17 protein-coding genes are annotated in these 22,108 nt (G+C 64.7%); 8 read left to right on the forward strand and 9 right to left on the reverse strand.

The window, feature by feature from the left end:
* Positions 1-76 precede the first annotated feature (76 nt).
* Positions 77-1,594 (reverse strand): glucoamylase family protein, encoded by a 1,518-nt coding sequence (locus K9B35_RS04510; RefSeq protein ID WP_224920622.1) that lies wholly within the window; start codon positions 1,592-1,594, stop codon positions 77-79.
* 74 nt (positions 1,595-1,668) lie between these two features.
* Complete coding sequence (locus K9B35_RS04515) at positions 1,669-4,680, reverse strand: TonB-dependent receptor domain-containing protein (RefSeq protein ID WP_224920623.1); 3,012 nt, start codon at positions 4,678-4,680, stop codon at positions 1,669-1,671.
* Between the two features lie 325 nt (positions 4,681-5,005).
* Here K9B35_RS04515 and K9B35_RS04520 point away from each other — a divergent pair, with 325 nt between their 5' ends.
* The 4 genes from K9B35_RS04520 (at position 5,006) to K9B35_RS04535 (ending at position 11,164) form a co-directional block, all read left to right on the forward strand.
* The gene (locus K9B35_RS04520; protein ID WP_224920624.1) at positions 5,006-6,496 is read left to right on the forward strand and encodes a tetratricopeptide repeat protein; all 1,491 of its coding nucleotides are present in this window, start codon (positions 5,006-5,008) and stop codon (positions 6,494-6,496) included.
* A 257-nt stretch (positions 6,497-6,753) separates the two neighbouring features.
* Positions 6,754-8,604 carry an EAL domain-containing protein gene (locus K9B35_RS04525; protein ID WP_412103443.1) on the forward strand — a complete coding sequence of 617 codons (1,851 nt, stop codon included), beginning with the start codon at positions 6,754-6,756 and terminating at the stop codon, positions 8,602-8,604.
* 14 nt (positions 8,605-8,618) lie between these two features.
* The gene (locus tag K9B35_RS04530) at positions 8,619-10,466 is read left to right on the forward strand and encodes a CHASE4 domain-containing protein (RefSeq protein ID WP_224920626.1); all 1,848 of its coding nucleotides are present in this window, start codon (positions 8,619-8,621) and stop codon (positions 10,464-10,466) included.
* 47 nt (positions 10,467-10,513) lie between these two features.
* A complete protein-coding gene (locus K9B35_RS04535; protein ID WP_224920627.1) occupies positions 10,514-11,164 on the forward strand; it encodes a hypothetical protein in 651 nt (216 codons plus the stop codon).
* A gap of 1 nt (position 11,165) precedes the next feature.
* Here the strand turns inward: K9B35_RS04535 and K9B35_RS04540 are convergent, their stop codons facing one another.
* Positions 11,166-11,597, reverse strand: a complete 432-nt coding sequence (locus tag K9B35_RS04540; protein ID WP_224920628.1) for a membrane protease subunit — start codon at positions 11,595-11,597, stop codon at positions 11,166-11,168.
* Between the two features lie 24 nt (positions 11,598-11,621).
* A complete protein-coding gene (locus K9B35_RS04545; RefSeq protein ID WP_224920629.1) occupies positions 11,622-12,764 on the reverse strand; it encodes an SET domain-containing protein in 1,143 nt (380 codons plus the stop codon).
* Positions 12,765-13,298: 534 nt separating this feature from the next.
* Between K9B35_RS04545 and K9B35_RS04550 the strand changes: the two genes are divergently transcribed.
* The 3 genes from K9B35_RS04550 to K9B35_RS04560 all read left to right on the forward strand — a co-directional run bounded on the left by K9B35_RS04550 (position 13,299) and on the right by K9B35_RS04560 (position 17,565).
* The gene (locus K9B35_RS04550) at positions 13,299-14,687 is read left to right on the forward strand and encodes a GGDEF domain-containing phosphodiesterase (protein WP_224920630.1); all 1,389 of its coding nucleotides are present in this window, start codon (positions 13,299-13,301) and stop codon (positions 14,685-14,687) included.
* 2 nt (positions 14,688-14,689) lie between these two features.
* Positions 14,690-17,113: an ATP-binding protein gene (locus tag K9B35_RS04555; RefSeq protein WP_224920631.1), complete on the forward strand. Its 2,424-nt coding sequence runs from the start codon at positions 14,690-14,692 to the stop codon at positions 17,111-17,113.
* Positions 17,114-17,175: 62 nt separating this feature from the next.
* Positions 17,176-17,565 carry a response regulator gene (locus tag K9B35_RS04560; protein WP_224920632.1) on the forward strand — a complete coding sequence of 130 codons (390 nt, stop codon included), beginning with the start codon at positions 17,176-17,178 and terminating at the stop codon, positions 17,563-17,565.
* A 40-nt stretch (positions 17,566-17,605) separates the two neighbouring features.
* Here K9B35_RS04560 and K9B35_RS04565 read toward each other — a convergent pair whose 3' ends face one another.
* The 4 genes from K9B35_RS04565 to K9B35_RS04580 all read right to left on the reverse strand — a co-directional run bounded on the left by K9B35_RS04565 (position 17,606) and on the right by K9B35_RS04580 (position 20,313).
* Positions 17,606-18,304: a prolyl hydroxylase family protein gene (locus K9B35_RS04565; protein WP_224920633.1), complete on the reverse strand. Its 699-nt coding sequence runs from the start codon at positions 18,302-18,304 to the stop codon at positions 17,606-17,608.
* An 84-nt stretch (positions 18,305-18,388) separates the two neighbouring features.
* Positions 18,389-19,246, reverse strand: a complete 858-nt coding sequence (locus K9B35_RS04570; RefSeq protein ID WP_224920634.1) for an RcnB family protein — start codon at positions 19,244-19,246, stop codon at positions 18,389-18,391.
* Positions 19,247-19,351: 105 nt separating this feature from the next.
* Positions 19,352-19,861 (reverse strand): (2Fe-2S)-binding protein, encoded by a 510-nt coding sequence (locus tag K9B35_RS04575; RefSeq protein WP_224920635.1) that lies wholly within the window; start codon positions 19,859-19,861, stop codon positions 19,352-19,354.
* A complete protein-coding gene (locus K9B35_RS04580; protein ID WP_224920636.1) occupies positions 19,858-20,313 on the reverse strand; it encodes a MaoC family dehydratase in 456 nt (151 codons plus the stop codon). The genes K9B35_RS04575 and K9B35_RS04580 overlap by 4 nt, the downstream gene beginning before the upstream one ends.
* A 360-nt stretch (positions 20,314-20,673) precedes the next feature.
* On the opposite strand from K9B35_RS04580, the gene K9B35_RS04585 reads away from it, so the two are divergent.
* Positions 20,674-21,159 (forward strand): hypothetical protein, encoded by a 486-nt coding sequence (locus tag K9B35_RS04585; RefSeq protein ID WP_224920637.1) that lies wholly within the window; start codon positions 20,674-20,676, stop codon positions 21,157-21,159.
* On the opposite strand, the gene K9B35_RS04590 is transcribed toward K9B35_RS04585, so the two are convergent.
* Positions 21,156-22,064 carry a LysR family transcriptional regulator gene (locus tag K9B35_RS04590; protein ID WP_224920638.1) on the reverse strand — a complete coding sequence of 303 codons (909 nt, stop codon included), beginning with the start codon at positions 22,062-22,064 and terminating at the stop codon, positions 21,156-21,158. The two genes, K9B35_RS04585 and K9B35_RS04590, sit on opposite strands and share 4 nt — an antisense overlap.
* Positions 22,065-22,108 lie beyond the last annotated feature (44 nt).

Here is a 22,108-nt window from a genome sequence, read left to right on the forward strand (position 1 = left end):
CGATCGCCCGACAAAAAAGCGGCAATCGAGGCATCGAGCCTCGCTTGCCGCTAAACCCACCCCTGGCCCCTCCCTTTCAGGGAGGGGAGCGGAAGGCGTCCGCCTCCCCCGCCTTTTCCAGCCACCCGCCCTTGAACCCGGCACGCTCCAGCCCGCGGCGGATATGCGGGTTCTTGCGCATCGTCTTCCACACCAACCCGCTGCGGTGGTTTTCCAGCATCGCCAGGATCGGCCCCTGATCGATGCCGAGGTAATCGCGCGCGAACCAGCCGTCCTTCGCATCGACCACGCCGTCGCGGCTGCCGACATCGGTGAAGGTGTAGCTCGGGTTGAACGCGTCCTTGAAGCCGTAACGCTGGTACAGCTTGTCGCCATATTTGGCGCGCATCGCCATCAGCGCGGGCAGGGCGATCTCCGGCGCGAACGCGACCGATCCGCCCGCAGCAGTCGGCACCACCGTGCCATCATCCACCACGCGCCCGCTGCTCACGCCACGCGCGGCATAGCCCTGAAACTCGCGCGCCGTGCCATTGACGACCCGGCCATTGCCGCCCGATCCCGGACCGTCCGACGCCGTCCAGCCCCAGATGTCGCCCGAATAGCCGGTCCATTTTCCCGGATTGTCGGCGCCATAAGCGCGCTGGGCGAGCGTCGCGCGGCGGCTATTCTCGAAATAATCGATGCCCTTGCCGGCCATGAACGCGTCCTGGATGCCGCGGAAATCGACCCAGACATGGCTATACTGGTGGCCGAACAGCGGCTCGAACTGCAGATGCTCCTGCCCATAGTAAGTGCCCCAGCTCTTGCCGAGCTTGGCCGACCAGCCGGTGTCCCACGCATCCTTGCCCACCGGATGGGTGGGGGAGCCGAGCGCGAGGATATAAACCAGCATCCCCTCGTCATAGCCGACCCAGTCATGCGTCCCGAAATCGCCACCCTTGCCGCGCTCGGGGTACCATCCCATCGCGATCGCCTTGCCGCCCGTGCTGTTCGCCGACGGGATCGTGCTGCGCTCACGCTGGACGAAGGTCCAGTCGACGCGGGCGTAGATCTTCTCCGCAAGGTCGCGGATCGCCGTTTCGGTAGGCGTGTCGCGGTCGAAATAGCTTTGCGCGAACAGCACGCCGCCCAGCAGCAGGGTGGTGTCGACCGTCGACAGTTCGGTATTGCGATAGCGCGTGCCGTCGCCGTTCTTCAGGAAGTGGTAGAAAAAGCCCTTATGCCCGGCAGTGCCGCTGACTGCGGGACCCTGCGGCGCATTCCAGTAGAATTCCATGCATTTGCGCGTGCGCTCGGCGGCGGCGTCGCGAGTCACATACCCACGCTCGGCGCCGATGCCATAAGCGGTCAGCGCATAGCCCGTCGCGGCGATGCTGGAAAAGGGATTGGACGGCCAGCGGTCCGGCGCGAGGCAGGTGTCTACGCTGGTCGTCTCCCAGAAATAATCGAAGGTGCGGCGCGAGAGATCCTCGACGAATGCCGCCTGACCCGCGACGGGCGCGGGGGGAGGGGGGCTGACCGCCGTCGGCATCGTCGAACAGGCGGCTGCAAGCGGCAGCATGGCAAGACCGAGCGAAGGCAGGCGAAAGCCCATGGGGATACTCCTTTACACAAAAAAAGGCGCGCGGACGGGAGAAATCCGTCCGCGCGCCATCAACAAGGCAGTCGTTAGAAGTTGAAGCCGGTCGCGACTTTGATCGTCCGCGGCGGACCGTCAGTGCCGAAAGCGTTCAGGTTGCGAGCACCTGTGACGGTGTTGAAGCTGTTATAGTTGCGGTCGTTGAACAGGTTCAGAATGTCGATCCGCGCCCAAACGCGGGTGCGATCCGTCAAGATCGGCAACTTGAAGTACTTCGTCGCGGACAGATCCATCTGGCGATAGCCCCAGCGATCGCCATTTCCTTCGGTTTCCACCGCCACAACGTCACGCGACAAGGGGTCGCCCGCGATCGAGGTAAACGACTTCAACCAGCGCGGCGACGAAATCTGGAACTTGCCGGCCAGCGTGATGTCGAACGGAATATCGACCGTACCCGCCATCACCAGTCGATGCGTGCGAACGCCATTCGAACGGGTGAAGGGATAGTCGTCGATCGACGGGTAATCGAGCGAGAAGGTCTCGCCGAACTGCCGATTCTCGGTACCGCGTGTCCAGGTATAGGTCGCGTCGAAGCTCCACCGCGACGCCGCCGTATACCGCTTTTGCAGCTTGAAGAAGCCGGTATGCGCGCGGGTCTCGATCCCGTTGTCACCAATGATGATGTTGCCGAACGGCGCCGGGCTAATCCCGAAGGGAGACGCCGCGTTGCCAGTCGCCGGGAAGAAGCTGCCGTCGGCACGGCGATTGCCGAGCAGATAGACGAACCCGTCATGGCTCGTGACGTACGAATAGCCGACTTCAAGGTTCAACAGGTTGAACTGACCGCGAACGCCGAGGCTATACTGATGCGAATAGGGCGTCTTCAGATCGTTGTTGATGAAGCGCACCTCTCGGCCCGCGCCAGCCGGCAGTCCACGCACCAGCGCCTCGCGGCCCTCGGCCGTCAGATATGCCGGATTCCACGGAATGCAGGTCGCGCTCGGGGTGCAGACGTTGATCGTGTCACCCGGCACGTTGAAGTTGAACGTGCGGCCCGAGGCGATGCCCTGGGTCAGTTCCTGCTGAATGAAATCGAACTGGTTGCGATCGTACGACTTGCCATAGCCACCGAAGACCGCGAAGCGCCCCTCCTCGTCGAGGTCGTAAGTGAATCCGACACGCGGCTGGAACGCGCCCAGGAACGGCTTCCGCTCGGTGCCCGTCGAGATATAGTCGTTGATGTCGTAATTCGCGTTGTTCAGGTTGGGGTAGCGGTTGGGCTGGACGGCCGCGACCTGATCGGCCTGGTGAACATAATTCTCGAACGCCGGGGTCCGCTCGAAGTCCCAACGAATGCCGAGGTTGAGCGTCAGGCGATCATTGACGACCCATTCGTCCTGCACATAGGCGCCGAACTGGAAGTTGTTCGAACGCAGTTGCGGATCGAAGCCATCAAGCAACGCCTGAAAGTTCATCGTGTACGGCAGCGTCTGGTTGAACGGCGCATTGAGCGGCGTGAAGAACCGGAATTCGGGGTTGAAGCTGTTCAGCTGGATCGTGTTCAACTCGACCCATTTCGCCTTCACGCCGAACTGCAGGGTATGCCCCTTGAAGCCGGTATAGGTGAAGTTGTCCGAAACTTCCCAGCCGGTCTGCCCCTTGTCCTGGAAGTTCCGACCGCCACCAACGCTCAGGATGTCTCCAGTCGACAGCGAGTTGTTCGGATTGCGGATCTGAGTCCGAAAAACGAAACGCGGCGCTTCGGTCGCCGGACGCGGATTCCAGGATACGTCCTCATAGGCGACCTTGAATTCGTTGGTCCAGTTGTCCGCACTATGCTGCCACCGGGCAAGGCCCCGGCGAACCTTGACGTCCAACAGGGTGCGGGTCTCATAGGTATTGATCCCACCCGTACCGGAATTTCCGGTTTCGTCGCGATACGTGCCGGAAAGCTCGAACAGATCCCGGCTGGTCGGCGAAAAGCTGAGCTTCCCGAAGAACAGGTCGGAATTGAAGTCGTTGTTCGACTGGCCGAACACGCCCTGATATTCGGCGGGGAAGAACGTCGCCGGCAGGCTCAGGCCGGCTTCGATGTCCGCCGGGAACAGGCGGCGCTTGCCTTCGTAAGTGACGAAGAAGTGCAGCATGTCCTTGATGATCGGGCCGCCGAGCGATCCGCCGAACTGGAGATCCCGGCTCCGCTGTTTCCCGGTCGCGTTTGTCGGGAAGATCTCCGACGGGCGCGCCTCGCGCAAATCCTGGCTGGTGAAATCGATGAAGCCGGAACCTTCGAACCGGTTCGTGCCCGACTTGGTCACCGCAGTGATCGCGACCGAGCTTACCTGGTCGAACTCTGCCTTATAGTTCGAGCTGATGACGCGATACTCGCCGACCGCCAACTGCGGAAACGGGTTGCCCTGGCTGGAATCCTGACCGGCGATGCCGTTCTTGAGGACATAGTCCTTCTGACCGACGCCATCGATGAACACGTTGATCGTACGGCTGTCCTGCGCGCCGCCCTGCAGCCGATTCTGGCCGTTCTGATCTTCGATGAACTGCACGCCGGGCGCCAGATCGGCAAAGCCCAGGAAGTTGCGGTTGTTCTGCGGCAGCTGTTCGAGCAGGCGGCTCGAGATCGTCGTGCCGACCTCACCACCTTGCATCGACTGAATACGGTTGCCTGTGACGATGACCTCCTCACCACCATCGGCCGTCGTGATGTCGGGCGTCGCCAGGTCGAAATCGAACACCGCGTTCTGCGCCACTGCGATGTTGAACTCATCGGTGCGGCGAACGCCTGCAGGGGTGGTCACCTCAAGCCGGTAGTTGCCGGGCGGGAGCGAGGTGAACTGATAACTGCCGTCGGCCGACGGCGTGTTGGTACGGGTGAAGCCGGTGTCGACATTCACGATCGTCACCAGGCTGACACCGCCCTCGGCCGTGACTTTGCCGCGCAGCGACGCATTGACCTGCGCCTGCGCCGGGACGGCAAGACCGATGGCGAGAACAGTGCCGGCGCTCGACCATGCGAGTGCAGCGGCGGCGGCGCGCAGGCGCGAGCCGCGAATGAGACCGTTATTTGCGGAACGTGAAGACTTCACAGCATCCCCCCTGGAGGTTTGACAACGTTTACCCTGAGAACAGTCGAGCACCCGCATGGGGCGACTCGACGGCCCGCCTATTATGTTCTTGGCGCGAAAACTGTAACCGGTTTCATGGCGAGTGTATAGAAAAAGTTCCGGGCCGCATTTTTGGGCACGATCGGGAATCTGGCTCGTGGTTCCGTCGTCAGAGTTTGGCCGTGGCGCGCGCGGTGGATCGCGCGCATCCGCTGCCGGATGGACCGGGTGGTGCCACTTTGGCGATATGCGGCATGCCCTATTCTGGTATTTGCTGAGCCCGGCAAAGTCGGGACGGAGAAGATCGATGCGCGCTTCGTCGACATGGGAACGGGGGCTTCTTCGTCGCAGCTCGGGGCGGGCGTCTCGGACCGCCTTTGCCACGCTGGCGGTGCTGACCGTTACCTCGGTACACGCCCAGGACAGCGCGCGCGTTCAGCCTGTGGTGCCCGAGACGGTGATCGCGGCGGGCGATTTCGCCTTGGGTCATCGCCTTGTCGGGCAGCAGCTCACGGCCTGTCTGCAAACGGCCGCGCGGCAGTCCGATTGCCTCGACCTGCTCCATGCGATGGGCAACCTGTCGATCCGCGTCGATCGCGCCGACGAGGCCGAAGCGCATGCCCGGCGTGCGCTCGCGATCGGGGTTGCGGCGTCCGGGCCACGCAGCATCGATGCGGCGCGCGCGCAGCGTGCCCTTGCCGAAGCGCTGAGCGCACAGAGCCGGTTTCAGGCCGCCTATGACGCGGCCCGCGCTGCCGCCGGGCTGTACCGATCGATCCTTGGTCCGGACGATCCGGCGGTGGTCGATGCGCGGGCGGGAGAGGCCGAGGCTGCATGGGAACTCGGGCTCATCGACGCGGCATCGTTGAGCTACAAGGAGGCGGTCGGGGCGGCACAGCGCAACATGCAGCGGGCAACACCAGCGCAATGGGCAGCCCAGCAGCAGGACTTTGCCCGTCTTTACAACGACTACGCCACCTTCTTGCGCGAGATCGGCTATCCTCAGGCGGGCGAGAATTTCGCGCGGGAAGCCACGCGTATCTGGCGCGACACTCTGGGGCCCGAGCATCCCGGGACGGGGGTTGGCTTCAGCACCTACGGCCTCATCCTGAACGATCTGCGGAGGTTCGACGAGGCAGTGGTCTATCTGCGTGAATCCCTGCGCATTCGCCTTGCGAGCCGCCAGTCTGTCACCGCGATCCTGACCGGATACAATAATCTCGCGGTGGCTCTGGACGATGGCGGGGACCGCGCGGGAGCTGGGGCGGTGCTTCGCGCGGCCAGCGAACTCATGGCGTCGCAGTCCCACGGCGATCATCTGCTCGCGGCGACGATCCGCGCGAATTTTGCGCGTTACCTGTTGTCCGAGGGGCGTGGGCGCGCGGCGCTCGTGGAAGCGGCGTCGCAGCTCGAGGCGGCCAGAGCGATCCGTCTCCGGCTGCGACCCCCGGGGCATCCCGAGATCGCTTCGGCGAGCGGCCAGCTGGCGTCGGCCTATGCCCGGCTGGGCCGCATCAGCGAGGCGGAAAACCTGTACCGCGAAGCCGTTGCGGGATCGCGCGGCGTGCTCGGTGCCACGCATGCGCAGAGCATCCGCGCGCGGATCAACTTCGCCCATTTTCACCTGGATCGGGGACGGGCGGATGCGGCGCTGACACTGTACCGCGACTCGCGGCGCGACATCTTCGCGCGCCTCGCTTCGCCCGACTATACGGCCAGCTATCGCGACGAGATCGGCCTGTATCGCGACGCCTTTGCAGGGCAGGTCGAGGCAGCATGGCAACTCGCCCAGCGATAGGCGTCAGAGTCTGACCGTGGTCGGCACGCCGCGCCCGCCGCATAAAGCCGGTGTGCGGAGACGCATTCCCCTCCTGAACTCGACGGGGCGCCCGGCCAGTCCGCGGCGCCCCATTTTTTTTAGGGCAAGTCCCGGAGCCGATGGGGAACGCAGCGTTAACCCTTTTACCTCGCCTTAACCCTGAGCGCTTACGCGGGGTGCAAGTGGTTAGAGGGGACTTTGCCTTGCGCATTCTGATCGTGGACGATGAAGCAGGGATGCACGAATCCTATCGCCAGTGCTTCAAGGGCAGCGGGATCGGGGCGGCGCAGGGCGCTGCGCTCGACGCGATGGCCGCCGAATTGTTCGGCGATGACGAGGTCGAAAGCGCACCGGTCGAGGATGCCCCTGAGTTCGTGACGGTGCATTGCATGCAGGGGCTGGACGGCGTCGACGCCGTCGCTCAGGCAAATGCCAGCGGGGATCGCTTCTCGGTCGCGTTCATCGACGTACGCATGCCGCCCGGCATCGACGGCAAGGAAACCGCCAAGCGGATCCGCGCGATCGACCCCGATATCAACATCGTCATCGTCACCGGCTATTCCGATTTCTCCCCGCTCGAAATCAGCCGTGCCGCCGGCCCCGCCGACAAAATCTTCTACATCGCCAAGCCGTTTCAGGTGGAAGAGGTCGTCCAGACCGCAACCGCACTCGGCAAGCGCTGGGAAGTCGATCAACAGCTCGCGCGCGCCATGGCGCTGCTCGAAGAGCAAAAGGCCGAGCTCGCCGCGAACGAGAGCAAGGCCAGCCACCTCGCCAATCACGACAGCCTGACCGACGCGCCCAACCGGCTCGCCTTCATGCGCGCGCTGACCGATCATGTGCGCGGTCCCGATACCTTCGCGATGGCGATGATGGACCTCGACCGGTTCAAGCTGGTCAACGACACGTTCGGCCATCTCGCCGGCGACGAGCTGATCCGCATGGTCTGCTCCACGATCGAGGGCGCGGTGCCGCCGGGCGGCTTTGTCGCGCGGCTGGGCGGCGACGAGTTTGCGGTGCTGATGAAGGTGGCGGGCGAGGGCGAGGCGATCGCGGCGGTCGAACGGCTGCTGCTTGCCTGTACCAAGACCTTCACCGTGTTCGGCCATTCGGTGCAGGGTTCGGCCTCGGCCGGCCTCGTCATCATCGAACCGGGCATGAAGCATGACCCGATCGACGTGATGCGCCGCGCCGACCTGTCGCTCAACGAAAGCAAGCGCGCCGGTCGCGGTGTCGTGCGCGTGTTCGACGAGAGCATGGACGAATCGATCCGCTTCCGCCGCCAGATCGAAGGTGGCCTGTCGCACGCGATCGCCAATGGCGAACTGCGGCTGGTCTATCAGCCGATCGTCGCGCGCGACCAGCTGGAGATTGTCGCGTTCGAAGCGCTGTTGCGCTGGAACAGCCCCGAATATGGCCCGATCTCGCCCGGCATGTTCATCCCGATCGCCGAGGAATCGAACCTGATCCACGAGCTCGGCGACTGGGTGCTCGATGAATCGCTCAAGATGCTGCAGAAATGGCCGGGCCAATATGTCTCGGTCAATTTCTCGCCGCGCCAGTTCCGCCGCCAGAATTTCGTCGGCCATGTCGTCGAACGCGTGCAGCGCGCCGGGATCGAGCCGCGCCGCGTGCAGATCGAAATCACCGAAACCGCGATCTTCGACAATGCGGAGCGCGCCGCCGACACCCTCTATCGCCTGCGCCAGATGGGCTTCCGCATCGCGCTCGACGATTTCGGCACCGGCTATTCGTCGCTCTACAACATCCGCAAATTCGCGCTCGATTGCCTCAAGATCGACCGCAGCTTCATCGACGGCATGGGCAAGGAGCGTGAGAGCGCGGCGATCGTGAATTCGATCATCCATCTCGGCCGCGCGCTGGGGCTGGAAGTGGTCGCCGAGGGAGTCGAGACTGCCGCGCATCTTCAGGCGCTGCGCCTCGCCGGGTGCAGCCATATCCAGGGCTATTACCTCGCCCGCCCGCTCGAAGCCGATGTCGCGATCCGCGCTGCGCACGAACGGTTCATGGGCGACGATGAACTCGAGGCGCCAACCGTCATGCCGAGCACCGGCACCTTCGGGTGACCGTGGCGCGATCGATGTTGCAACGCTTCCAGTCCCGCATCCCGCGTTCGCTGGGTGCCAAGCTTGTCGCGATCCTGACCGGGGTCGCGCTGCTTGGTGCTGCCAGCATCACGCTGTTGCTCGCCCTCGTCATCACCCCCAATTTCGACCGGCTGGAGGCGCAGGCGATCGACGGCCATGTCGAACGCACCCGCGCCGCGCTGACCGAATATGCTTCGAAGGTCGAGGCGTCGGTGCGCGACTATGGCGACTGGAACGAAAGCTACGATTACATGGGCGCGCCGAACCGCGCGTTCGAGGAGGACAGCTTCGCCACGTCCGCGATGGTCAATCTCGGCGTCAACGGCATGGCCTATGTCCGCCCGGACGGCGAAGTCGTGATCGCCCGCTGGCTGGATCTGGAGACCAGCACCGATTCGCCGCAGATGCGCGCGCAATTGCTCGCCGAAATCCGCCGCATCGATTTCCGCCGCGCACTGGCCAAGGATAACAGCGCGAGTTTCTACGCGCGGCTCGGCAACCGCATCGCCGCGATCGGCATCGCGCAGGTCCGGCGCACCGACGGCACCGGCGACCCGCGCGGCCATGTCGTGATGGCGCGCATGATCACCTCGCAGCAGCTCGGCAATCTGCTCCAGTTGCGCGCCGGGATCGCGCTCGACGCCCCCGTCTCCGCGCCGCGCGTCGATGCGGGCGAGCGCGACATCGCCGTGGCGGTGCCAGTGCCGGGGGAGGGCGGCGGGAGCGTCGCCAGCGCCACCTTCCGCGTCCCGCGCGACCTGTCGAAGCTTGGCCGCAACATGCTCCAGCTCGCGGTCATCGGCACCACCGCGCTGATGCTGCTGGTGATGGCGGTGCTCAGCGTGATGATCGGTCGGCTGGTGCTACGCCCGCTCAACCGGGTCGAGCAGCATATGGGGGTGGTGCGCGGATCGGGTAATCTGGTCCCGCTCGCCGACACGCCGCGCCGCGACGAAATCGGCAGCCTCGTGGTCAGCTTCAACGCGATGCTGAGCCAGCTCAAGGACCTGCGCGAACAGGTCGAGGCGCAGTCGTTCAAGCTCGGCCAGTCCGAAAGCGCGGTCGCGGTGATGCACAATGTCCGCAACGCGCTCAATCCGATCAGCACGGTGCTGAGCCAGGGGCTGGGCGAAGGACCGGCTACCGACCGCGCATTGCTCGACCGCGCCCTGGGCGAGCTCGCCGACGACAGCATCCCGCTGGCCCGCCGCCACAAGCTCGTCGCGTTCGTCGCCGCCGCGCTGTCGAGCGAGATGCAGGCGCGGGAAGCGCGCAAGGAACAGCTCGGCATCGGCCGCGACGCGCTCCACAATGTGCTCGAAATCATCGGGCGCCAGCAGGAACAGGCGCATGAACGCCCGCCGCTCGAAACCTGCGACGTCACCGATATCGTCGCGCGCAACGCCACGATCGCGCGCTATTCGGGGGCTAGCTCGATCGCGTTCCACTTTCCCTCGACGCCGCACTGGGTGCTCGCCAACCGCGTGCTGCTGAGCCAGGTGGTCGGCAACCTCTTCTCCAACGCCGCCGAGGCGATTGCCGCGACCGGCCGGGGCGGGGGCAGTATCGCCGTGTCGATCCGCGAGACCGGCGGACGCATGGAAATCCGCATCACCGACGACGGCGAGGGCTTCGACCCCGAAAAGGCACCGCAGCTGTTCCAGCGCGGCTTTTCGACCCGCGTCAACAAATCGGGCGGGCTCGGCCTGCACTGGTGCGCCAACACGATGGTCGCGATGGGCGGCAGCCTGACGTTGCTCAGCGAAGGCGTTGGGATCGGGGCGAGCGCAGTGCTCGAACTGGCCGCATCGGATCTGGTGCGGGAGGATGTCGCGGCCTGAACGGCAAATCGCTCGCCAGCATTTTGTCGATCCACTATCCTGCGAAGATGTTCCTTCGACTGACTTTCGTCGCCCTGCTTCTGGCAATGCCCCCGGCGCTGGCATGCAGCGTCGCGCCGCCCTATCGTGTGCCGAATACGCAGCAACTGGCGCAAGCCGCCGACTTGGTCGTGCTGGCGCGGGTAGAGGGTGCAGACAGAAAGGGTAGGGAGTCCACGGCTATTCTGAAGCCGACCGTGTTGCTCAAGGGTACGGCGCTCCCTTCCCGGCTCACGCTTGACGGCTGGATGCAGGGCACAGTGATTGAGAACTACACTCTGCCTGCGCCGACGCGAAGCGATCCGACCGAACTGGTTGAGCCCAATGACGACGCATTGATGGGCGGTTGCACGCGCTACATCTTCGCGCGCGGCATGACGCTTCTGGTCTTTTACAAGCGCGACAAGGGCCAGTGGCGCTTCATGAGCTATCCGTTCGCGCGCGTGTCGGAGGATGTCCCCTCCGGCAACAGCCGCTGGGTACGCGCAGTCCGGGAGCATATCGCCATCGCCCGCCTTCCCGCCGCCGCGCGCCGCTCGGCGATGCGCAAGCGGGCGGACGAACTGGCGCGCGGCAATGTCGATGAGCGGGCAATCGCGCGCGACATGCGCCGGTTGCTGGCGACCAAGGGTGCTTTCGACCCGATCAGGGAACGCTGACTCAGTCCGCCGCGGGCGGCGGTGCCGGCTGCAACCGCCCGGCTTCCAGGATCGGCAGACCGCCCTCGGTCGGGACGTAGATGATCTGCCCCTTCGACTGCTCCAGATTCTGGATGTAGAGGTAGCGCAGATACCCCTCCGGCCCGCCCAGGCTGTTCGCGACGATCCGGTTTGCCTCGGCCAGACCCCTGGCGCGTGCGATCTCGGCATTGGCCTCCAGCGACGCTGAGTCCATCCGCGCCTGCGCCTCCAGCACCTTGATCTTCCGGTTCTGCGTCGCCTGCGCCAGCTCGGCCTCGCCCGCAGTCTCGGCGTTCCACACCCGCACCGAATTATAGGCCGCGCACGAGCCGAGCCCGCCGCCGACGATCACCAGCAACAGGATCGCCAGCGACGCCGCCAGCTTGAGGATGGTGCCGCTCGTTCCGTTCATGGTCGCTCCTTCACGCAGATGGGGTTAGCTCGCCCGCCGCACCGGCATCACCGCATCCTTGCGGCGCAGATACGGCGCGACGAGGTTGCGGGCGCGGAAAAACTCCTGCCGTTCGGGGGCGAGCGTATCGAAATTGCCGATCACGCGGCGGCATTCGGGCGCGCGACACTGGCAGATCATGTGCCAGTTGGATTGCGCGAGCGTCGTCGAATAATCCCAGCTGATCTCCTCGCCCGACACGATATCGCGCAGCGCGACGAGGATCACGCCATCATCGGTGAAGCGCAGCCCGGCATTGGGGTCGCAGCTATGGTTGACCAGATCGTCGAGCTGTCCTGACGGCCCCATATAATGATCCGGCGTCACCTGGACGAAGCGGTCGTCGCTGCCGCGCATCAGGCTGGGGATGTCGTCGACATGAAACCGACGCCCGGTGAAGCGCATCAGCTCCGCGCCCTCGGCAAAGCGACAGGTGGCATAGACCGCCTTGCCCAGATGATTCTCGCCGACCGTGAACAGGTTCCGCTGGTGGCGGTAGCGGTCGAGCACTACCAGCCCGCCGCGCGCCCAACCGAACGAGCGCAGCGGATTGATCGTGGCAAGGCCGATCATGAACCAGATGCTGGCATGGCAGGCGAGCTCGACGAAGATATACGCGAACTCGTCCGGTCCCGACCCGCCGGCGCGCGCTGCGACCAGCAACGTCGCGAGGTCGCCGACGGTCCACAGGCCCCAGGCGGGTGAGCGTTCGGCGCTGCGATCCTTCCACACGCTGACCCAGGTCGGCCAGAAGCTCACCGGGACGGCGGCAACCACCAGCATATGCGCCCAATAGGCTTCGCGGAACGCCACCCAGATCAGCAACGCGATCAGGCAGGCGGCCATGCAAAAGGCTTCAATGGTCGTCGGCGGCGCCCAGTTGGAGCCGCGCCACAGAAATGCGGTGACGATCAGGCAGCAGCCCGCCGAGAGGATGAAGACCCAGCCCTGCGGCGATCCGGGATTGACCGCGGCATAGGTCAGCGCCTCGGCAGCGGCGGATGCGCTCCAGATCAACCACGAGGCGCGGTTGGGACGGACGGTCGCGCGGCGCAGGCCCAGCAGATACACGCCATAAGCGGCGAAGCTGAACGTCATCGCGATCAGAAACCAGACATCGCCCGTCATAAAACCCCCTGATTAGGGATTCATTTACCGTGTTCCGACTCGCGCGTCAAAGCGCGACTCGCGGTGACTCCGCGAGTCGCGCCGATTCGATTCGCGGCGTGGGGATCGCGACAAAAGGGAGTCAAGCTGAGGTGATGGAGGCATTTGCGCGTGCTGAGCCGCGCTGCGGGGTGTCAGCCGATAGTTTCGCATCGGAAACGGATGCGAAAAATAAAGGCCGCAATCCCAATCGGATGGCGGCCATTCTTAAGGAGGTCAGCCCGGGCAGGTCTAGCGTGAGGGACCATCCATCACGCCGCCAGCCCGGGCCGTAAAAGGGTTACCAGGGGCGCAGATCTTCGCCGCCGGTGTCCCGGAAAAAGAGTGCAAACATATCTTTTCTCCCATTGTGCACACTGGGTGCACCCATTTTGATTAACTGAAAATTCATGATGAATCAAATGGTAGGGACCATAGGAAAATTACCTAGATCGGTGATCCCGGCGCGGCGGCTTCCTTAAAACTTCCTTCAGCACTGGGTGTTAGGCCGGTCGCATGTATGACCGTTTCGACCCCGCCGGTTTTCGCGGTTCGCCTTTCGAGGCGGGGCGTATCGCCATGAATGACGGCGCTGAGGTCGAGGGCGACGCGCCCGGCGACCAATCGGGCATCGCGGTCGCACGCGGCGCAGGTGGCGCGGCATGCACTCGCTGGCGCGTACTGGCGTTGTGCGAGATTGCCAATTTTCAGTCGCTGCGGCGCCACCTCGGTCGACCGCGCGCCGACACGCTGATCCACGACCTTGCCGATCGTATGAGCGATCTGGAGGCGGGCGTACGCAGCGTGACCGCCGGTCGCTCGCTGATCGAGCTTGGCTTTGAGGCGGAGAGCCCGGTCGCCGCGCGCGCGCTGGTGGAGCGACTTGCGCAATTCTTTGCCCGTTCGGTCGATCTCGACGGCGAACGCCATCTGATCCAGCTGGTCTGGGGCATCGCGGTCGCGCCGTTCGGGGATGACGACGAAGTGCGCCTGACCGAGGGCGCGGAGGCCGCGCTCGAGCAAGCGCGCACCGATGCCGGAATCGTCTCGATCGACTTGTCGCAGGCCCACGCCGCATTCGACGGCGCAGCGCTGGTCCGCGAATTGCCGCGCGCGATCGCGGCGGGTCAGCTGTTCCTGCAATATCAGCCCAAAGTGAATGTCCGCCGCGAAATGGTGACCGGTGCTGAGGCGCTGGTGCGCTGGCATCACCCCGTGCGCGGCCTGATCTTGCCGGGCGAATTCATCAATGCGGCGGAGGATGGCGGCGAGATCGTCGGCCTGACGCTGTGGACGCTGCGCCAAGTGATCGCCGACCAACAGGTACTTGCTGCGCATGGCCATGACATGCCGGTGTTCATCAACATTTCGGGCGTCTTGCTGGCCGACGACGCGTTCGTCGCCGAGGCGTGCCGGATCATCACCGAATCCGGCGCAAAGATCGGGTTCGAGATCACCGAGACTGCGGTGATCCGCGATCCCGACAGCGCGATCCGCCATCTCCAGACCTTCGCGGGGATCGGTATCCCCCTCGCGATCGACGATTATGGCGCGGGCCTGTCCTCGCTCGCTTATCTCAAACAGCTCCCCGCGACCGAATTGAAGATCGACAAGATGTTCGTGATGCAGCTGACCAGCAGCAACCGCGACCCGCTGATCGTCCGCTCCACCATTGACCTGGCGCACGCACTGGAGATGGAGGTCACCGCCGAGGGTGTCGAAACCCCAGCCGCGCTCGCGCTGCTCAGCGTCATGGGCTGCGACATGGTCCAGGGCTATCTGATCAGCCGCCCGATCGCGCTCGACGCATTCGTCCGCTATCTCGACGAAGAAGGTTTCAAGTCGGTCGCAACCATGCGGCCCAGCTTTGGCCGCGCCGAGAATTTCTGGCGCAAGAGCGGATGATGATGAGGGGCCTTGCCCTTTTTCTTTGCTGGCTGGCACTCGGGTTCGCTGCGCCTGCGGCCGCGCAGCAGCGTGCCGCCGATACGCTGATCGAAAACGCCAAGACGGCGATGGTCGACAATCCCCAGGCCGCGCTGAGCTACGCTGAACAGGCGCAGCGTCGCGCTGGCGCCATTCCTGACGCGGGTGCCTCCGCAACTGCGAAGGCCACAGCCCTGTGGCTTCAAAGCGAAGCACTGGTGCGGCTGCGCAAACCTGCTGACGCCGCGCCGCGCATCGCGCGCGCGCTGCGCCTCATCAGCGGGGATCAGTCGCCGACCAAGCTGCGTGGCGACTTGCTGAGCGCGCGGGCGGGGGTGCAGGAAGGGCAGATGCGCTTTGCCGAAGCGCTCGCCTCGCTGCAAGAGGCACATAATATCTTCGCCAAGATCGGTGAAAAGCGCAGCCAGTCGCTCGCGCTGCAAATGATCGCAGCGCTCTACAACAAGGCGCAGGATCTGCGCAGCGCTGAAAAATATTACAAGCAGGCCGCCGAGACGTTCACCGGTGATCCGCGGCTTCAGCTTTTCCTGCTCAATAACCGCGGGAATGTGCTGATCCAGCTCGGAGAGCCGCGTCGGGCCGAAGCAGAGTATCGCAAGGCTTTGGCAGTTGCCCGCGCGGAGCGCTCGACAAACCTGATCCCGAACATCTTCGTCAACATCGCCCGCGCACTGCTGGACCAGAAGCGCTACGCGGACGCTGACACGGCATTGGCCGAAGCGACCCGGATCATCCAAAGCGATCCGACCCATCAGGGAGAGGTTCGATTACTCGCGGTCGCCGCTGAATCCGCGCGGCTTCAGGGAAAGCTCGACCAAGCGCGGGCATTGATCGAGCGCGCTTTTGACGGCGTCGATATTGCGACGACCACGTTCACGATGCGCGATGCACATTACACTGCCTATAAGATCTACAGCGCGCAGGGGAACACAGCATCGGCTCTGACGAATCTTGAGCGCTTGCGCGCGCTGAACGACGATGCCTCGAAACTCGCGATCTCGGCCAGCACCGCGCTGATGGCGGCGCGGTTCGATTATGCGAACCAGGAACTGCGCATCGCCAACCTCCAGGCCGAAGAATTGCGGCGCGAAGCGGAGTTTCAGCGCACGCTGTTCATCGGCCTTGGCGGCGCGTCGCTGGTCATCGTGACCTTGCTGAGCATCGGCCTGTTCACGATCCGCCGCAGCCGCAACCAGGTCCGTCAGGCGAACACCGTCCTCGCCGAAACCAATGTCGCACTCGAAAAAGCGCTCAAGGCCAAGACCGAATTCCTCGCGACCACCAGCCACGAGATCCGCACCCCGCTCAACGGCATCCTCGGCATGACCCAGATCATGCTGCGCGACGCCAGCGTGCCGGAGGAGACGCGCGACCGCATCAACATCGTCCATGGCGCCGGCATGACGATGCGCGCGCTGGTCGACGACATCCTCGACGTCGCCAAGATGGAGACGGGCAATCTGACGGTCGAAATGACCGCGACCGACCTCCACACCACGCTGCACGACGTGACCCGGATCTGGGAGGAGCAGGCCCGCGCCAAGGGCCTCGCCTTCACTCTGAGCCATGACGGGACGCCGCGCTGGATCGAAACTGATCCGGGCCGCCTGCGCCAGATTGTCTTCAACCTGTTGTCGAACGCGGTGAAGTTCACCGAACACGGCGCATTGTCGGTCGTGGTCGAGGCCGCGGGTGAGCGGTTGCGGGTCGCGATCCGCGACACCGGCATCGGCATCCCCGCCGACAAGTTCGACGAGGTATTCGAATCCTTCAAGCAGGTCGATGCCGGCACCACCCGCCAGTTCGGCGGCACCGGCCTTGGCCTCGCCATCGTCCGCAATCTTGCGCATGCGCTCGGGGGCACCGTTTCGGTCGCCAGCGTGGTCGGCGAGGGATCGACCTTCACCGTCGATCTCCCACTTCGCCCGGCCGAGGTACCCGATTCGGCGATCGAGGTGACGGGGGAGGGTGAAACCATCGTCGTGCTCGATCGCAACCCGATCGTTCGCGGCATGATGCGCGCGCTGTTCACCCCGCATTTCGCCGCGGTCCATTTCGCCGCCTCGATCGACGAAGCGGTGGCGCTTGCGCGCGACGCCGGCCCTGCGCTGATCCTCGCGGATCAGGGAACGCTGGCGGCAGGTGAGGCCGATCCCGTTGAAAAACTGACCGAACTTGCCGCCGCAGCGCCCTCCGACGCGCGCACTGCGGCGCTGTGGAGCAAGCCGGAGCCGGAGGTCGAGCAGCGGCTCTGCGACACCGGGATCGACATGATTATCGTTAAGCCTGTGAAAGGACCCGCGCTGGTCGCGGCACTCACGGCGGCGCGTACTGAAATTTGTGCGACATCCCGTCGCACAACGCTTGTATCACAAGCGGCTTAGGGTGATAGCACGCCTATGAAATCCCCGGTCCTGACCGCCACCCTCGTCGAGATGATCGCACAATGAATATCCTCTTCATTGAGGACGATCCGATGAACCGCCGCGTGGTGCGCGACATGCTCAATGTCGCCGGTGCCACGATGGCCGAAGCCGCGCATGCGGAAGAGGGCCTGACCATGATCGGGGCGGGCGATTACGACGTGGTGCTGGTCGATCTGCGCATGCCGGGCATGGACGGGATCGAGGCGATCGAGCGCATCCGCGCGCGCGGCGATACGAAGGCGGAGCTTCCCGTCATCGTGGTCACTGCGGACACCGCGGTCGACCTGCGCGAACGCTGCCTGGCCGCCGGTGCCGACGAAGTGCTGTTCAAGCCAGTCGCGATGGACGCGCTGTTCGACACGATCGGCCGCGTGCTCGCGCTGCGTAGCGGCGACGATATGATCCTCTAACGCCCAACGCTCCCTGAAGGGGAGAGGCTAGGGGACGGTATCAGTACGTCCGGATCGGCATGTTGATCCAGGCGTGCTCGCGAAACCATTTGGTGATGATGTATTTGACGCCCTTCACCACCGGCGTCCCCTCATGCAGCGTGCCGATATTGGGCGAGCCATCGGGCTTCATGTTGTTCCACGCGAGCAGCAACCCGCGCTTGGGCGCGACGCGCACGCCCGCCTGCGGGAACCAGGTCGCGCCGCCCTCTTCGACATCGTTGAGGTAGATCATCGCGGTCCAGGTCCGCTGCCCGCCCGATGCCTTCATCGCCGGCCAGTAATCCTGCTGTTCGTTGAACCAGTCATAATGCGCGCGGAACTGCTGACCCGGCGCGTAACGCTGGCCCTGCATCGTCTCGCCATTTTCCGGCGGAATCCCGAGCAACGCCGCCATCCGCTCGTCGATCGGCTGGACGTCCGCCGACCAGCGGTCGAGGTCACAGCTTTCACTGGTCCGGAAATTCGGGTCCTCCGACTGCGACAGCAATGTCGAGGGCCGGCGATTGGCGTCGATCAGCCGGATCAGCGAATCGCACTCGGCGCCGGTCAGGAAATCGGGATGGTAATAGACCTGCGCCGCATCGACCTTCGCCCGGCGCATCGCGGGATTGGCCTCGACCCGTGCAGTCACCGCCTGGCTCAGGCGGGCACGGCTGCTGGATTCGGCCGGGGCCCTGAAACGCGAAAAGATGCTCATGCCCGCCAATTTGCCGCGAGGCCCGCGAAACGCAAGAGGCCCGACCGTTGCCGGCCGGACCTCCCTGCGTGACCTGGGCGCCGCTTACCAGAAGATGTCGTGGATCACGTCGACGACATAGCCGGAGCGGACATCGACCAGCAGCGCGTCATTGTAATAGCGCACCCAGCGATACCCACCATAAGCCGGCGGCAGGCGGTAGTAGAACGGGTCGTTGATCCAGTAATCCGGTGCGAACAGCATCGAACCAATGGTCAGGCCGATCGAAAAGCGGCGATAGCCATAATGGTAGCCCTGTGGCGCGTAATAGCGCGGCAGGCGATAGACATGCCGGTTGCGCGCGCGATAGTCGCTCCAGTCATAGCGGCGATCACCCCGCCAGCCACGGTTCCAGTTGCGGTTATCGTCCCAGCCGCGGCGATATTGCTGCTGGTCGCGCCAGTCGCCATAGCGACGCTGGCCCTGACGATAGTCCTGTCGCCCGTCGCGGCGGTCTCCCCGGAAATCCTGGCGATCGTCACGGCGGTCGGCCCGGTAATCCTGGCGATCATCGCGGCGGTCCCGGCGAAACTGCTGCGGGCTCGTCTGGCCCTGGCGAAGGTCGCGGCGGTCCTCACGGCGTTCCTGCCGGAAATCCTGGCGGTCGTCGCGCCGCTCCTGACGGAATTCACGGCGCGGGTCGCGCGCTTGCGGTGCCACTGCCGCGGCAGGGCGCTGCGGCCGCTGAACCTGCTGCGGTTGTGGGCGCTCCTGCCGCTGGACCTGCGGGCGTTCCTGGCGCTGCTCCTGCCGCTGGGCCCGGACTTCCTGCCGCTGTTGCTGGCGCTGCTCGCGCGCCTGACCGCCACCACGGCCTTCACGTCCGCCCCGGTCCTGCGCAATTGCCGCAGCGGGGGTCAGAATGGTTGCGCCGATCAGCGCTGCCAAAATTATCTTCTTCATGCTTTCCTCCGCTCCCCGACAAAGCGCCGGCGTTCAGACTAACGCGGATTTACATCGAGTCGGCTGACACACTTCTGAATTGGACTGACAGCCAAATGAAAGCTTTCATCCCTCTTCGCCGGTCTCGACCGGAATGCCCCTGTCGATCGTGATCTCTTCCTCACCGCGCGCCACCCGCGCCGCGCGCCCGATCGCCTCGACCAGCCGGGGATAGATGCCACAGCGGCACAAATTGGTGATCGCGCCCATGATCTCGTCGTCCGACGGGTTGCGATTCTTGCGCAGCAGCGCCGCCGCATTCATCACGATGCCGGGGATGCAATAGCCGCACTGGACGACATTCTCGGCGATCAGCGCCTGCTGCACCGGATGATTGCCCTCGGCCGACAGCCCCTCGATCGTGGTGACGAACGTCCCCTCGACCGCGCCGATCGTCACCTGGCACGACCGCACCGCCGCCCCGTCGATATCCACCGTGCACGCGCCGCAATCGCCGGTGCCACAGCCATATTTGGTGCCGGTCAGGTTCGACGCATCGCGCAACGCCCACAGCAGCGGCGTGGCCGGGTCGAGCTTGTAGGAAACCGGCTGGTTGTTGACGGTAAAGCGGGTCATGCCACCGCTTTAGCATGCAACAACGCGCTGCGCAGGCAGGTGCACACCGTCTCGTCGCGCTGGTTGAGCATCACATGGCGAAAGGTAACGACGCCCTGTCCCGGCCGCGACTTGGACGGGCGCAGCGCCACCACCTCGGTCTCCGCGCGCAGCGTGTCGCCGATAAACACCGGACTCGGCATCCGCACCTCGTCATAGCCCAGATTGGCGACCAGCGTGCCCAGCGTTGTGTCGCCGACCGAAATCCCGACCATCAGCGCGAATGTGAAAGTGCCATTGACGACGATCCGCCCGAACTCGGTCGCGCCGGCAAATTCGGCGTCGAGGTGCAGCGGCTGCGGATTATGGGTGAGGGTAGAGATCAGCAGATTGTCCGTCTCGGTCACCGTGCGGCGCAGATCATGCACGATCCGGTCGCCCACCTGCCACTGATCGAAATAGCGTCCCGCCATCACCGTCTCCCTCTACCGCCCCACTTAACGCGTGCTCTCATTTTGTCAGGCCCCCAAAAAATCCTCCCCAGCCTGTCCCCGCGAAGGCGGGGAGGGAGGGGGGCCATCCGAAGGATGGTGGAGGGGGCCCGAGGCAAGGAAGTCCGCTGCCTCGGGGCCCCTCCCTCAGCGCTACGCGCTGCCACCTCCCCGTTCCGGGGAGGATTCAGCTTCCAAAGACCTCACGCATTGCCTCGCTCACCGCCCGCGCAGGCGGCCATAACGCATCCGCTTCTCATAGAAGGAGACTATCGGCATAGAGCCCCGTTGCAGACGGTCCGGTGTTTCCGATAGCTTGGCGACGCAGACGCAAGGACAGGTATGGCCGCCTATTTGAAAGCCGAAAGCGCCGGGATGAAAACAGTCTATCGATTGGAAATCGATTTGGAGCGAAATCCTGAGCGCGTCGCACTCACGCAGGCTCTAACACTGAACCCCACGAAGCCGCAGATGGGACTATCGGGTAGATACGGGCTCTTTGGCTCCGACGAATGGTGGGCTGGTATTGCGGACGGCAAGATGCCTCTCCAGCGGCATTCAGGCATTATCTCCCGTGCATACCGATCAGGGCAGGATAGCTCGGGCCCAAACAACACCATCGATCTTTTGAGCGATGATGGCCCTGTCCACGCGGTCGGTATTTACTTGAACGATCCGAAGGACGTGGCGCTGTTCCTGCCCGGACACGTCGCCACAATAACTTACGCGCTTGACGAGTTGAAGCCTCAGGCAGCCATAAATGGCGGCTCACCTTACTCCAAAGTGGCTTTGGAGATGGCCGTCTCGTTACAACCTGCGGCCGGCTAACTTACGTCCGCTTCCCACCCAAGAACAGACAACAGACCCTCAACCCCGCTCCCCCCAAATACCCCGCGCACCGCGTCCACCACCGCCGCCATCCCCTCGCGCGCATCCTCCCCCCGCACCAGCACCAGCGTCCGCCGCAGATCGAACCCGATCAGCGCCGGATTGGCCACGCCCGCATGCTGGTGCGACGCCGGCACCACCGTCGCGCCCAGCCCCGCCGCGACCATCGCCAGCGCGCGGTCGTCGTTGGGCGTACGCAGCGCAAAGCTCGGGCGGATGCCGCGCCGGGTGAAGTAACGGCTCGTTTCCGGCAGCGCCTCACAGCTGCGCCGCACGATCATCGTCTCGCCCGCCAGCGCCTCGCCGGGCAGCGCCGCTTCGCCGGCAAGCCGATGCCCGACCGGCAGGGCAAGCAGATAGGGTTCGCTGCGCAATGCCTCGCCATCGCCCACGGCATCGCCCTGCACCGCGGTCAGCGCCAGATCGACCCGCCCGCGTGCGATATGCTGCGCCAGCACCGTGGCATTGCCCTCGACCAGCTCGACCGCCAGCCCCGGCGCCTCGGCGGCAATCCGCGCGACCAACGCCGCCAGCTCGCCACTGGCGATCGTCGTCAGCACGCCCAGCCGCAGCGTCGCGGGCTGCGCGATCCCGCCGACCGTTGCTGCCGCCAGGTTGAACTCGCGCTCAATCCGCCGCGCATGGACCGCAAATTGCGACCCCGCCTCGGTCAGCTCGATCCGCTGGCTCGACCGGCGGAGCAGCTTCGCGCCAGCCTCGCGCTCCAGCTTGGCGATCCCGGCCGACAGCGTGGGTTGCGACACCGCCATCTGCGCGGCGGCGGCGGTGAACGTCCCGCTATCGATGACGGCGAGGAAATAGCGCAGCAAATAGCGTTCGATCATAGATACCGTCTATGCTGTCCCGCGCCGCCTTTCAATTTCCCGCA

Origin of the sequence: Sphingomonas sp. R647, from assembly GCF_020177055.1 — a bacterium.
GTDB lineage: Bacteria > Pseudomonadota > Alphaproteobacteria > Sphingomonadales > Sphingomonadaceae > Sphingomonas.